Genomic DNA, 12,360 nt, shown 5'->3' on the forward strand with positions numbered 1-12,360 from the left:
TTGGTGGTTCGAGATCTTTTTTTTCTGTTCGTCGTGCTGGTGGGGTAGAAAAAAAACGCCAGGGGGGGGGGGAGGTGTTGTCCCCCCCTCACATTCCGCGGGGCTGTGTTGTCGAACCGCTGAGACGAACACACCACCCAGCGAGCAGGGAGTTCATCATGACGACCTCAATGGCGGCAACGCTGTTCACCGACCCGGCGCCTGCGCAGCGTCTGGAGCGGGCGGCTGTCGGCGCTCAGCTCGTCGGCATACCCACCGGGCGCTCCAGGGGCGGCGAGGTCGACCCTCCGGCGCCCGCCTGACCGGCAACGCCCGCCAGGGGCAGAAACTGCTTGAGCGAATGAGGAGGTTCCATCATGGCCACGAGAAGGCTGGGATCCGTCGGCGTGCACGAGAGGGAGCGCAGGAACAACAACGCACGGGTATCGCTCACGAAATTCTTCGCCATTTCGCTGGCCACCGCCTTGGTCGGCGTCTCTGCCGTGAACAGCGCAGACGCCGATACCCCGGAAGGGCGGCAAGTCGAGGTCCTCGAACTCGAGGTTCAGAACGATCAGTACGCGTATACCGATCTCGACCCGAAAGGGCCGAGCCTGGGCGATGCGTACGTCTACTCCGGCACCGCGATAAGGGACGGCCGCAGTGTCGGACGCGGTGGTGGGTCGTGCCAGGTCATCCACATCAATGGCGAAGAACTCACGACACAGTGCCTGATCACGATGGAAATCAAGCGTGGCTCTCTGACGATGCAGTCGCTCTGGGTGAGCGGAACGAGCTCGCTCGACATGGCCATCACCGGCGGTACCGGCGACTTCGGTAATGCGCGGGGCATCGTTCGCTACTGGGACATCGCAACACCGAACGAGAGGGTGCGGGCCGAAATTCTGCGCTGATAGGTGAAGCGTGATCCGCAGAGCGGAGCGTGTGAGATGCCAGGGTTCCTCCACGAAAGGGAAGGTGGGGTCGCGATGCCTACGCAAAGTGAGACAGACGAAGCCGAGATTCGCCGGCAAGTCGGCATGATCGCCGAGAGGCTCCAGGCCAAGGATCCCGAGGGCCTGAAGAGGCTGTACGCAACGGACATCGTGTCCTTCGACATCGAGCCGCCGCTCCAGAGTGTGGGGGTGGAGGCGAAACTCAAGAACTGGGCGCCCGTGTTCGCGTTCTTCGAGAGCGTGACCTACGAGGTTCGCGAGCTGACCCCCACCGTGGGCGATGACGTGGCCTTCGGGCACGCCTTTGCTCGTCTCAGCGGCACGCTGAAGGACGGGACGGCGATGGGCGGTATGTGGGTCAGGGTCACGTACTGCTTCCGGAAGATCGACGACTCGTGGTTGATCACGCACGACCACGTCTCGGTGCCGCTGGACATCGCGAGCGGCAAAGGAGCGGTCGACCTCGAGCCCTGACAGATCACAAGGTCGCCGTCGCCCTCGACCAGCAGTAATGGCAGCACGCGAACCTGGCCGGAGGCGAGTCCGGCACGCGCTCCGAACTCCAACCCCCGCCGACTTCGCCGTCCTCCGACAGCGCGACCGCAGCCCCAGGTAGTTACTCGGCGCTACACGCCACCTCGCGGTAGCCATACGAGGACAGGGCCGGGTCGATGGTCCGGCCGAGCGAACTCAGGGCGCCGATCCTCACAGGCATCCGATGGTGACGAATTGCGAAACCCCGGTAGCCGTGTGTAACTCATCTCGTGATCAGACAAAGCGTGCGCGCGCTCTGCGCCGCCTCCATCACCCTTGCCCCGCTCGCGCTCTCCGTGACACCCGCCCACGCGGCGAGCTCGTGCACGGTCAATGGCGTCCCCGCCTCAGGGCCGGTCATCTCGGGCACGCCCGGAAGCGACTTCATCCGCTGCAACTTCGTCGGCGTCGGCGACCAGGTCAACGGCCTCGGCGGCAACGACAACATCGTGGTCACCGGCCCCATGGCAGGGACCATCGACGGCGGCACGGGCAGCGACTACATCTCCACCGCCGGCATCACCGGCACGATCGCCGGGGGCGACGGCTCCGACTTCGTCGTGGTGAACGGCACCGTGGCCTCCACGGGCGCCGTCGCCGGCGGGGCGGGAAACGACTATCTGCAGACCGGCTTCAACAACGGCGTCGTGAACGGCGGCACTCAGTTCGACGCCTGTCGCGTGAGTGGCGGGAACGCCCCCGTCAACTGCGAGTCCTGACCACTGACACTCGCCTCCCAGCCACGGGATGCACTCGGGATGCCCAGGGCGGCGGGGGGGGGGGGGGGGGGGGGGGGGGGGGGGGGGGGGGGGGGGGGGGGGGGGGGGGGGGGGGGGGGGGGGGGGGGGGGGGGAACCCCCCCCTCAAATGGAGGTTCTTAACCACGGACACCCCCCCCCCACCCGGGGGGGCCATTGGGGAGGCCGGGGGCGCCGGTTTTTTCCCCTTTGGCAACCAGGCCGCGCTGGAGAAGCTCTTGATCTCGTGACCGACCGGCGTCGCAGCCACCCGGCCTACCGGGCCGACTTGCCGGGTCCGTCACCCGCGCCCTGACCGGCTGACCCACGCGGGTGACCGGCCGCCGACCGGCAGGAAGCCCCGCTCGCCGAACTCCGAGGAGGTCGCGTCCGGGCCCGCGCCGCCGTGGAGGCGGCGTCAGCCGTTGGCGATGGCTTGGAGACGCTCGTAGGTGCCGTTGAAGGAGTCCTGGTCGCCGGGGAACGTACCGGAGTTGGCGTACTGCCAGAACGTCTGGTAGAGCCACCCGTTGGGCAGTGTCCCGACGGTGGAGGCGTAGCGGGCGATCCAGAGCGGGTTGGTGGCGCCGAAGCTGCCGTCGTTGCCGGTGCACTGAGTCCACCAGTTGGTGGTGGTGTAGATCGTCGGGTACCGCCCGGTGCGGTCGCGTACGGTGTCGCTGAACGAGCGGATCCAGTCGACCATGTCGCCCTGGCCGAGTCCGTAGCAGGTCGCCCCGTACGGGTTGTACTCGATGTCGAGCGCGGGCGGGAGCGTGCTGCCGTCGCCGGACCAGGCGCCGCCGTGGTCGACGAACCAGTTGGCCTGCGCCTCACCGGAGGAATGGTCCGGCAGGGCGAAGTGGTACGCGCCCCGGATCAGCCCTTCGTTGTAGGAGTCGCCGTACTGCTGCTTGAAGTTGGGGTTGGTGTACGTCGTGCCTTCGGTGGCCTTCACATAGGCGAACCGGGCCCCGTTGGCGGCGACCTGGGACCAGTCGAAGTTGCCCTGCCGGCTGGAGACGTCCAGACCCGGGGTCTGCACGGCGGCCGTCAACGGCCGGAGGTCGGGGCGGCCCCATCTGCCCTCGTGTGCGCCGACGGTGGATCCCGCGAAGTCGCGCTCGGGGTGGAGGATCGGTGACCGCGCGCGGCCGGGGCCGGCCTGGGGTGCGAGCCCGGCGGCGTAGGCGGGGCCGGAGGCGGAGGCGGCCAGCGAGGAGACGGTGACAGCGAGCGCGGCCAGGAAGCGGAGGAGCCGCGTGCGGGTCGGGGCGGGTGCGTGGGGCCCGGGCGTGGCTGCGTGGCTTGCCGGGGTCGGTCTGGCCGGGCTGGAGCTGCTGGACATGACACTCCTTCGGTTCGCACTGAAAGGTCAGCATTGAGCCGATATGGGCGGTTTGTCGGGTTCTGAGAGAGTGCCATGCGCCCGGCGCCAATGCCAGCACCCTCGGCCAGGCATCCTGACCAACCGTCATGTGCAGCACGTTCGGCCCCGGCGAGGGAGGGGCGCCCCCGCGTCACCCCTCCTCCGCCGGGGGCCTGGTCAGGCGGACTCGGTGGGCAGGCCGGCGTCGGTCCAGTCCTCGATGCCCTCGCGGTACTTGCGGACGTCGGTGTAGCCGAGGGCGGTGAGACGGTCGGCGACCTGGCCACTGTTGGCGCAGCCCGGGTTGGAGCAGTAGGTGACGATCGCGGCGTCGCGGTCGGGGAGCAGGGTGGGCGCCAGCTCGTCCACGTCGGCCCGGACGAGCGCGACGGCGCCGGGCAGGTGCTGCTTGGCGTAGTACTCGCCGCCGAGGGCGTCGATCACGGTCACGGAGCCCGTTTCGATCGCCGCGGCCAGCTCGTCCCGGGTGATGAGTGCAGTCATTGCCGCTACCTCCTAGAGATTCGGACTATAGTCCGGTTATGGCTCACGACAGTAACGGACCGCAGTCCGCTTCCGCAATCGTCCCGTTGGAGTTGCTGCGCACCCCACCGCCCGCCGAACGGGCCGACGCCGCCCGGAACCGGGCCGCCGTACTGGAGGCCGCCGCACGGCTGTTCGCCGAGCACGGGGTGGAGGCGGTCTCGATGGACCAGGTGGCGGCGGAGGCCGGCGTCGGCAAGGGCACGCTGTTCCGGCGCTTCGGCGACAAGGCCGGGCTGGGGGTCGCCCTGCTGGACGCGCGCGAGCGGGCACTCCAGGAGGCGATCCTGCGCGGGCCCGCGCCGCTCGGCCCCGGCGACGGCTCCCCACAGGCGCGACCGGCCGACCGGCTGGCGGCGTTCGTGGACGCCTACCTGGACTACCTACTGGAGCACCTGGACCTGGTGCGGATGTCGGAGACGGCCTCCCGCGGCGCCCGCTACCGCATCGGGGCGTACCGGTTCTGGCACCGGCACGCGTCGATCCTGCTCACCGGGGCGGGCACGGCCGACCCCGAACACGACGCGCACGCACTGCTGGCGGCGCTCGCGGCCGAACATGTGGCCGCACTGCTACCGGAGTTGGGAGAACCCCGGATCCGGGCGGGAGCACAGAGGCTCGCCGCCCGGCTCGCACCGTAGGGCGTGTCCGACAATTCCGCGCGCCAGGCGGGAATCGTCAGACACGCCCTGGGCGTCAGCCCTCGGCCCCGTACGCCCCGAAACCCCGGCAGACCAGGCCGTCGCGGAAGGTCAGCGCCTCGGAGACGGCGACGCCGCGCTCGTTGCGGTAGTTGATGACAACGGTGTCCACCGAGACCCGGACGTCCTCCAGCATGAAGTGCAGGTCCGGGAGGAGCTCCAGCGCCTTCGCCCAGTAGGCGCGCAGGGCCTCCTTGCCGCGCACCTCGCCCGAAGGGTCACCGAACAGGGCGACGATCCTGGGCGAGGCGAAGACGACATCGTCGGTGTAGTGGGCGAGGACGGCCTCCAGGTCGCGGGAGTTCCAGACCGCGACCCACTCCTCGGCAAAGCGCTGCCCGAAGGCGTGATCGATACTCATGCGCCTCATCCTCCCCATCCGACGCTCAGGCATGTACCGGCGGGGCGCACGGCCGGGTGGCGGCCGGTTCCAACTGCAGTGTGGCGTGGGCGATGCCGAAGTGATCGGCCACGCAGCGGCGCAGGCGGGTGAGGAGGTCGGTGGGCGCGTCCCCGGTGACCACGTGGGCGGTGAGGACGGGCATGCCGGAGGTGATGGTCCAGGCGTGCAGGTCGTGGACCTCGTGGACGCCCTCCTCGGCGAGGAGGTGGGTACGGAGGTCGGCGAGGTCGAGGCCGGCCGGGGTGGCCTCCAGCAGGACCCGCACGGCGTCGCGGAGCAGGAGGTAGGCGCGCGGGAGGATCATCACGCCGATGAGGAGTGAGGCGGTCGGGTCCGCGTACTGCCAGCCGGTGAGCTGGATGACGACGGCGGCGGCGATGGCGGCGACCGAACCGAGCGCGTCGCCGAGCACTTCGAGGTAGGCGCCGCGCAGGTTGAGGCTGTGGTCCTTGCCGCCGCGCAGCAGGGCGACGCCGACGAGGTTGGCGGCGAGGCCGATCAGGGCGACGGTCAGCATCAACCCGCCCTGTACCTCGACGGGTTGGCCGAACCGTCGGACGGCCTGGTAGGCGACCCAGACGAAGACGCCGATCAGCAGGAGGGCGTTGGCGAGGGCGGCGAGGATCTCCAGCCGGTAGTGACCGAAGGTGCGGCGGAGGGTGGGCGAGCGCTGGGCGACCTGGACGGCAAGGAGGGCGAGGGTGACGCCGGAGAGGTCGGTGAGCATGTGGCCGGAGTCGGCGAGCAGGGCGAGGCTGCCGGAGAGCAGGCCGCCGATCACCTGGAGGACGAGGACGGTGCCGGTGACGGCGATGGTCAACAGCATCCGGCGGCGGTAGGTGCCGCTGACGGTGGCGGGCTCCATGTCAGTGCTCCTCTTCACGGGGCAGGACTTCAAGGGGCGGGACCGCGAGCGGCAGGACCGCGGCGAGGAGGTCCCGCAGCGCGTGGGCGAGGCGGTCGTCGGCCAGGTGGTAGCGGGTGCGGCGGCCTTCGGGGACGGTCCGCACGAGGCCGCAGTCGCGCAGGCAGGCGAGGTGGTTGGAGACGTTGGCCCTGGTCAGGCCCAGCTCCTCGGCGAGGTCGGCCGGGTAGTGCGGGGCGGCGAGCAGGGCCAGCAGGATGCGGCGCCGGCTGGTGTCGGCGAGCGCCTTGCCGACCCGTTCCATGGCCGCCTCCTGCGCTTCGGCGGGCAGGTGCGGGTTGCGGGTGCTCTCGGCGGTCGGTTCCATGGCTCAATAGTACAGCGAGCGCTGAATTCAGCTAGGAATGAACTCTCGGCAAAACGGCAGATGCGAGGCCCGCGAAGGCTCGGCCCCGGCAGCTGCGAGAGGCCGCCACGCAGCTTGTGACCTGGGATTTTCCGGCCACTAGGGTGGATCACGGCACGATCGGGAACCCGCAACTCCATGATCGAAAGTACGAGGAACCACCCATGAGCCTGAGCATTCGCAACCAGCTCCCCGGCACCGTCACCGCCGTCACCACCGGCGAGGTCATGGCCACCGTCAAGGTCCGGCTCGACTCCGGACAGGAGCTCACCGCGGCGGTCACCGTGGACGCCGTGAAGGACCTCGGCCTCGGCGCGGGCAGCGCGGTGCAGGCGCTGGTGAAGTCCACCGAGGTCTCATTGGCCACCGGCCCGGTCGCCGGGCTGAGCATCCGCAACCAGATCCCGGGCACGGTCGCCGAGGTGGCCACCGGTGCCGCGATGGCCGGGGTGAAGGTCGACGTGGCGGACGGCGCGCTGACCGCCGCGATCACCGCCGACGCGGCGGCCGAGCTGGGCCTGACGGCCGGCACGCCGGTGGTCGCGCTGATCAAGTCGACGGAGGTCTCGCTCTCCGCCGCGTGAGGGGCGGGAACCAGGACATTCGCGCATGCGGCCCTGAAAGGAATATTTCGGCCGACCGCGGCCGGCAGGCCGCCGCCGTAGTGGCCGCGCCCGCGGCGCAGGTCGCCGACCGGCTGCGCCGCGCCCGGCCCGCGCTCCAGGCCCGCCTCAGCGGGCGGCGCACCCTGCGCTTCGGCGTCGGCCCGGCCGCACCGGCCGCGGCGGGCCCGCTGCGGGCGGCCCTGGTCCAGGCCCGGTACCTGCTGGACGGCCCGTCCGGAGCGATCGGCACCGCCGCCGAGCTGGACTCGCTGGCCGGGTTGCTGCGCGGCATCCCGCCCGAGGTCACCGCGGCCTTCCACGCCCGCCTGCTGGCCCCGCTCACCGCCCACGACCAGGAGAACGGCGTCTCCCTGCTCGGCACCCTCGCGGCCTTCCTCGACCACGACGGCTCCTGGGCCCGGACCGCCGAGACCCTTCATATTCACGTCAACACCGTGCACTACCGCATCCGCCGCATCGAGGACCTCACCGGCCGCAACCTCGCCCGCCTCCGGGACCGCCTCGACCTCCGCGTGGCCCTCCTCTGCGCACCGACACGCTGAATCCGCACAGCGGGCCACCGAGCCTTCGCGCCGGCCGCCAAGCCTGCACTCCGGCGCAGTGAGCCTCCGCGCCGGGCCGCCGAACCCGCCGCCGGTCGGCCGGGAAACGGCTGCGGTGGCCGCCCCGGAAATCTCCCGGAAGAATTTCCGGGCGGCTGTCGATCCGGCCGTTCCCCGTTCGACGCAGGGGTGAGAGAGGCGGGGAGAGGCCCCGCCTCCTGACCGAGGAGTCACCATGCCGCGCTTCATGTCACTGATCCGTATCAACGAGCAGGACGCCCCGGACATGCAGTCGGCGGGCCCGGACTTCGAGAAGCGGATGGGGGCGCTGTTCGAGGAGATCACCAAGGCCGGGGTGATGCTGGACACCGCCGGGCTGCTGCCGACCGCCGAAGGCACCCGGATCACCTGGGAGGGCGGGAAGCTGAGCTTCACCGACGGGCCGTTCACCGAGACCAAGGAGGTCGTCGGCGGCTACGCCATCATGCAGTGCAAGGACAAGGCCGAGGCGGTGGAGTGGACCAAGCGGTTCCTGGAGATCCACCCGGTGAGCTGGACGGTCGGCGCCGAGCTGCGCCAGATCGACGGGAACACCACCCCGCCGGAGGCCTGATCCCAAGGCCTGATCCCAAGGCCTGATCCCAAGGCCTGATCCCAAGGCCTGATCCCAAGGCCTTGTCCCCGGTACGACGCCTGACCGTCGCGTCCGCGTTTGCCCCGGCCACGGGCGGCTGCTCTGATAGGTGGCCGTGAACGGGAGCAACGCGGCCGTGGCGGTCGAGGCGGTGTTCAGGATCGAGTCCGCGCGGATCATCGCCGGTGTCACCCGCATCGTGCGGGACGTGGGCATCGCCGAGGAGCTGGCACAGGACGCACTGGTGGCCGCGCTGGAGCAGTGGCCGGAGCAGGGCGTCCCGGACCGGCCGGGGGCCTGGCTGATGACGACCGCCAAGCACCGCGCGATCGACCTGGTCCGCCGCAAGGAGACGTACGCGCGCAAGCTCGCCGAGGTCGGGCGGTCGCTGGAGGACGTGCCGCCGCCGGAGCCGGCCGAGCCGGACGACTTCGACGACGACCTGCTGCGGCTGATCTTCACCGCCTGCCACCCGGTGCTGTCGGCGGAGGCCCGGATCGCGCTGACGCTGCGACTGCTGGGCGGGCTCACCACGCAGGAGATCGCACGTGCGTTCCTCGCGCCCGAGCCGACGGTGGCGCAGCGGATCGTCCGCGCCAAACGGACGCTCGCCCAGGCGCGGGTGCCGTTCGAGGTGCCGTACGGGGAGGAGCGCGCGGCCCGGCTCTCCTCGGTGCTGGAGGTCATCTATCTGATCTTCAACGAGGGGTACTCGGCCACGGCCGGCGACGACCTGCTGCGGCCGGCGCTCTGCGAGGACGCGCTGCGGCTGGCCCGGGTGCTGGCCGGGCTCGCCCCGCAGGAGCCCGAAGTGCACGGCCTGGCCGCACTATTGGAGTTCCAGGCGTCCCGGACGGCGACCCGGACGGGCCCGGACGGGCAGCCGGTGCTGCTGGCCGACCAGAACCGGGCCCGCTGGGACCGGCTGCTGATCCGGCGCGGGTTCGCCGCGCTGCAACGGGCGGGCACCGGCCCGTACTCGGTGCAGGCCGCGATCGCCGCCTGCCATGCGAAGGCGGTGCGCTACGAGGAGACCGACTGGGCGACGATCGCCGCACTGTACGGGCGGCTGATGGCGCTGACGCCGTCTCCGGTGGTCGAGCTGAACCGGGCGGTGGCCGTCTCGATGGCCCACGGCCCGGCGGCCGCACTGGAGTTGGTGGACGCGCTGGCGGCCGAGCCCGCACTGCGCGAGTACCACCTGCTGCCGAGCGTCCGCGGCGACCTGCTGGCGCGGCTCGGGCGGGCGGCGGAAGCGCGGGCGGAGTTCGAGCGGGCGGCGGCGCTGACCCGCAACGCGCGGGAGCGTGAGCTGCTGCTGGAGCGGGCGGAGAACACGGGGGCTGCGCCCAACCCCCCGACTACGCCCGACCCGCCGACTACGCCTGGTCCTCCAGCCTCAGACGGGCGCTGACCTCGCCGAGACCATCGGCGAGGACGGCGAGCTGCTCGCGGGTGAGCACGTCGATCAGCAGCTCGCGGACGAGGGCAACGTGCCCGGGGGCGGCCTGGCGCAGCATCTCCCGGCCCTCGTCGGTGAGTTCGGCGAAGACGCCGCGCACGTCGCTCGGGCAGGAGCGGCGGCCGACCAGCCCCATCCGCTCCAGCTGGGTGACCTGGTAGGTGAGGCCGCTCTTGGAGGTGATCAGCTTCTCCGCCAGTTCGGTCATCCGCAGCGAGCCGGCCGGGGCGGCGGAGAGGTGCACCAGGATCTCGTACTGGGTGTGGGAGAGGCCGGAGTCCTCCTTGAGCTGGCGCTCCAGCCGGCGGTTGAGCAGATTGCTCGCGGCGACGAAGCCCCGCCAGGCGGCCATTTCGTCCTGGTCGAGCCAGCGCGGTTCGTTCGTGGAGGACATGGGGGAAGCCTACTCCTGTTGTTCAAATTCGAACCAAGGTGTACCTTCGAAGTGTCGAGGTTTAAATTTGAACTACTAGCCGAGGAGCAGCCATGAGCACCGCCGCCCCCGAGCGCATGCCCGCCCTCTACCTCTCCCACGGCGCGCCGCCGCTCGCCGACGACCCGGTCTGGCCCGGCCAGCTCGCCGCCTGGTCGGCCGACCTGCCGCGCCCCAGGGCGATCCTCATGGTCTCCGCGCACTGGGAGGAGGCCCCGCTCGCCCTCGGCGCCGTCACCACCGTGCCACTGGTCTACGACTTCTGGGGCTTCCCCGAGCACTACTACCAGGTCCGGTACGCCGCCCCCGGCGCACCGGAGCTCGCCGAGCGCGTGCGCAAGCTGCTCCGCGCCCCCGGCACCCCGGTCCAGGACATCCCCGACCGCGGCCTCGACCACGGCGCGTACGTGCCGCTGGTGGAGATGTTCCCGGAGGCCGACGTCCCCGTCCTCCAGGTCTCCCTGCCCACCCTCGACCCGCAGCGACTGCTGGAGATCGGCCGCCGGCTCGCCCCGCTGCGCGACGAGGGCGTGCTGATCGTCGGCAGCGGCTTCTTCACCCACAACCTGCGGGCGCTCAGCTCCGACGGCCGGGTCACCTCGGTGATGGCCGAGTTCGACGACTGGGGCCGGCGCGCCCTGGAGGCGAAGGACCTCGACGCACTGCTCGACTTCGAGGAGAAAGCCCCTGCCGGACGGCTCGCCCACCCGCGCACCGAGCACTTCGCCCCGCTCTTCGTCACCCTCGGCGCCGGCGAGGCCGACCTCGCCAGTCAGCGCAGCGTGATCGACGGATTCTGGATGGGGCTGGCGAAGCGCTCGATCCAGCTGGGCTGACGCACACCGCCCACGCACCGCCCATGCAGACCACCGGCGCACACCGCCGAGGCAGGCCTCAACCGGGGCCACAGGTGAAGCGCTCGCCGATGTGTTCCGGCTGCTCGATCTCGTCGACCAGGGCGACGGCGTAGTCCGGCACCGAGATCCAGCTCCGGCCGGACGCGTCGGTGAGCGCCTGTTCCAGCCCCGTGCGGTAGCGGCCGGTGCGCTCGCCCGGCACGAGCTCGGCGGCCGGGCTGAGCGCCGTCCAGCGGACGTCCGCGACGGTGCGCAGGTACTCCAGGGCGGCGCCGTGGGCGTGCATGACCTGCAGCAGCGGCTCGGGCAGGCCGGGGGCGTCCCAGACCCGCACGCCCGGCGCCGTCTCCAGGCTGCCCGCGCCGCTGACCACCACCAGCCGGGGCGCCTCGTCGCCGAGCGCCCGCAGGCCCTCGACCAGCGACCGGGCGGCCGGCCCGATCAGCCCCCGACGGCCCGGGCCGTCACCGCCGCCGACGGCGCTCACCAGCACGTCCTGCCCGGCCGCGACGCGCGCCACGTCCGCGGCGACGAGAACGTCACCCGGCACGACGGCGGCCGCCCCGCCCCGGTAGCGGGCCGGGTCGCGGACGACGGCCGTCACCTGGTGGCCGCGGGCGACGGCCTCCGCGACGACGGCGGCGCCGACGGTGCCGTTGGCGCCGATCACGGCGATTCTGGCCATGGGGGGACCTGCCTTCCGGGCTGCGGTGGAGGGTGCGTCACAGCACTAGCACCCACCACCCGGGCACGCCGCACGGACACGCGGGGCGTGCGCCTGGGCGGGCGTCCGGGCGGGCGAGGACGCCTTGACGCCGGTGGAGGCCGGAGCCCACGAACGGTGACGACGCCCCGGGCCGCGCTCAACCCCCGGCCGACGCCGGGCGCGGTCCGGGGGCGGGGGCGCAGGACGGGCAGAGGCCCCGGTAGGTGACCTCGGCTTCGAGGACCGTGAAGTCGAACCGCTCACCCGCCGGGAGCCAGGCCAGCGGGTCGCCGGTCGGACGGACGTCACGGATGGTGCCGCAGCCGGAGCACACCAGGTGGTGGTGCGGGTCGTGCCCGTTGGGGTCGTAGCGCCTGGCGCGGCCGTCGGTGGCGACCTCCGTGACCTCGCCGAGGGAGACCAGCTCGCCCAGCGTGTTGTAGACGGTCGCCCGGGAGATCTCGGGCAGCCGCCGCACCGCGCGGGCGTGCACCTCGTCGGCGGTCAGGTGCACGTGGTCGCCGTCCAGGACCTCCGCCACGACACGCCGCTGCGCGGTCATCCGCCAGCCTCGACCCCGCAAGCGCTCCAGCAGGTCGCTCATATC

18 protein-coding genes are annotated in these 12,360 nt (G+C 71.6%); 10 read left to right on the forward strand and 8 right to left on the reverse strand.

The features are described from left to right. Positions 1-158 precede the first annotated feature (158 nt). From ACZ6NC_RS16985 to ACZ6NC_RS17000, 4 genes are all read left to right on the forward strand, one after another. Positions 159-302 carry a hypothetical protein gene (locus tag ACZ6NC_RS16985; protein ID WP_465733397.1) on the forward strand — a complete coding sequence of 48 codons (144 nt, stop codon included), beginning with the start codon at positions 159-161 and terminating at the stop codon, positions 300-302. A 54-nt stretch (positions 303-356) separates the two neighbouring features. Then, positions 357-893, forward strand: coding sequence for an allene oxide cyclase barrel-like domain-containing protein (locus ACZ6NC_RS16990; protein WP_465733399.1), 537 nt, complete (start codon positions 357-359; stop codon positions 891-893). 36 nt (positions 894-929) lie between these two features. Then, positions 930-1,409: a YybH family protein gene (locus tag ACZ6NC_RS16995; RefSeq protein WP_465733401.1), complete on the forward strand. Its 480-nt coding sequence runs from the start codon at positions 930-932 to the stop codon at positions 1,407-1,409. A 290-nt stretch (positions 1,410-1,699) separates the two neighbouring features. After that, positions 1,700-2,188 carry a hypothetical protein gene (locus tag ACZ6NC_RS17000; RefSeq protein WP_465733403.1) on the forward strand — a complete coding sequence of 163 codons (489 nt, stop codon included), beginning with the start codon at positions 1,700-1,702 and terminating at the stop codon, positions 2,186-2,188. A gap of 436 nt (positions 2,189-2,624) precedes the next feature. Here the strand turns inward: ACZ6NC_RS17000 and ACZ6NC_RS17005 are convergent, their stop codons facing one another. Then, entirely contained in the window at positions 2,625-3,554 is a 930-nt protein-coding gene (locus ACZ6NC_RS17005) for a lysozyme (RefSeq protein WP_465733405.1), read from the reverse strand. Between the two features lie 198 nt (positions 3,555-3,752). Then, positions 3,753-4,079, reverse strand: a complete 327-nt coding sequence (locus ACZ6NC_RS17010; protein ID WP_465733407.1) for a rhodanese-like domain-containing protein — start codon at positions 4,077-4,079, stop codon at positions 3,753-3,755. Between the two features lie 38 nt (positions 4,080-4,117). On the opposite strand from ACZ6NC_RS17010, the gene ACZ6NC_RS17015 reads away from it, so the two are divergent. Then, the gene (locus ACZ6NC_RS17015; protein WP_465733409.1) at positions 4,118-4,759 is read left to right on the forward strand and encodes a TetR/AcrR family transcriptional regulator; all 642 of its coding nucleotides are present in this window, start codon (positions 4,118-4,120) and stop codon (positions 4,757-4,759) included. A 55-nt stretch (positions 4,760-4,814) separates the two neighbouring features. Here the strand turns inward: ACZ6NC_RS17015 and ACZ6NC_RS17020 are convergent, their stop codons facing one another. The 3 genes from ACZ6NC_RS17020 to ACZ6NC_RS17030 are packed head-to-tail and all read right to left on the reverse strand — an operon-like array spanning position 4,815 to position 6,391. After that, positions 4,815-5,180: a nuclear transport factor 2 family protein gene (locus ACZ6NC_RS17020; protein WP_465733411.1), complete on the reverse strand. Its 366-nt coding sequence runs from the start codon at positions 5,178-5,180 to the stop codon at positions 4,815-4,817. 25 nt (positions 5,181-5,205) lie between these two features. Then, positions 5,206-6,087 carry a cation diffusion facilitator family transporter gene (locus ACZ6NC_RS17025; RefSeq protein WP_465733413.1) on the reverse strand — a complete coding sequence of 294 codons (882 nt, stop codon included), beginning with the start codon at positions 6,085-6,087 and terminating at the stop codon, positions 5,206-5,208. 1 nt (position 6,088) lies between these two features. Beyond that, positions 6,089-6,391, reverse strand: a complete 303-nt coding sequence (locus tag ACZ6NC_RS17030; protein ID WP_465733704.1) for an ArsR/SmtB family transcription factor — start codon at positions 6,389-6,391, stop codon at positions 6,089-6,091. Between the two features lie 266 nt (positions 6,392-6,657). On the opposite strand from ACZ6NC_RS17030, the gene ACZ6NC_RS17035 reads away from it, so the two are divergent. The 4 genes from ACZ6NC_RS17035 (at position 6,658) to ACZ6NC_RS17050 (ending at position 9,709) form a co-directional block, all read left to right on the forward strand. Next, positions 6,658-7,077, forward strand: coding sequence for a TOBE domain-containing protein (locus tag ACZ6NC_RS17035; RefSeq protein WP_465733415.1), 420 nt, complete (start codon positions 6,658-6,660; stop codon positions 7,075-7,077). A gap of 80 nt (positions 7,078-7,157) precedes the next feature. After that, positions 7,158-7,661 (forward strand): PucR family transcriptional regulator, encoded by a 504-nt coding sequence (locus ACZ6NC_RS17040; protein WP_465733417.1) that lies wholly within the window; start codon positions 7,158-7,160, stop codon positions 7,659-7,661. Between the two features lie 235 nt (positions 7,662-7,896). Continuing rightward, positions 7,897-8,274: a YciI family protein gene (locus tag ACZ6NC_RS17045; protein WP_465733419.1), complete on the forward strand. Its 378-nt coding sequence runs from the start codon at positions 7,897-7,899 to the stop codon at positions 8,272-8,274. A 136-nt stretch (positions 8,275-8,410) separates the two neighbouring features. Next, positions 8,411-9,709 carry an RNA polymerase sigma factor gene (locus ACZ6NC_RS17050; protein WP_465733421.1) on the forward strand — a complete coding sequence of 433 codons (1,299 nt, stop codon included), beginning with the start codon at positions 8,411-8,413 and terminating at the stop codon, positions 9,707-9,709. On the opposite strand, the gene ACZ6NC_RS17055 is transcribed toward ACZ6NC_RS17050, so the two are convergent. Beyond that, positions 9,675-10,151, reverse strand: coding sequence for a MarR family winged helix-turn-helix transcriptional regulator (locus ACZ6NC_RS17055; protein WP_465733423.1), 477 nt, complete (start codon positions 10,149-10,151; stop codon positions 9,675-9,677). The genes ACZ6NC_RS17050 and ACZ6NC_RS17055 overlap by 35 nt on opposite strands. 92 nt (positions 10,152-10,243) lie before the next feature. Here ACZ6NC_RS17055 and ACZ6NC_RS17060 point away from each other — a divergent pair, with 92 nt between their 5' ends. Next, complete coding sequence (locus ACZ6NC_RS17060; protein ID WP_465733425.1) at positions 10,244-11,026, forward strand: dioxygenase family protein; 783 nt, start codon at positions 10,244-10,246, stop codon at positions 11,024-11,026. Positions 11,027-11,084: 58 nt separating this feature from the next. Here ACZ6NC_RS17060 and ACZ6NC_RS17065 read toward each other — a convergent pair whose 3' ends face one another. Continuing rightward, on the reverse strand, positions 11,085-11,732 hold the full coding sequence (locus tag ACZ6NC_RS17065; RefSeq protein WP_465733427.1) for an NAD(P)-dependent oxidoreductase: 648 nt from the start codon (positions 11,730-11,732) through the stop codon (positions 11,085-11,087). Positions 11,733-11,910: 178 nt separating this feature from the next. Continuing rightward, positions 11,911-12,357 (reverse strand): Fur family transcriptional regulator, encoded by a 447-nt coding sequence (locus tag ACZ6NC_RS17070; protein ID WP_465733429.1) that lies wholly within the window; start codon positions 12,355-12,357, stop codon positions 11,911-11,913. Positions 12,358-12,360: the final 3 nt, after the last annotated feature.

Source organism: Kitasatospora sp. NPDC041988 (genome assembly GCF_055588525.1).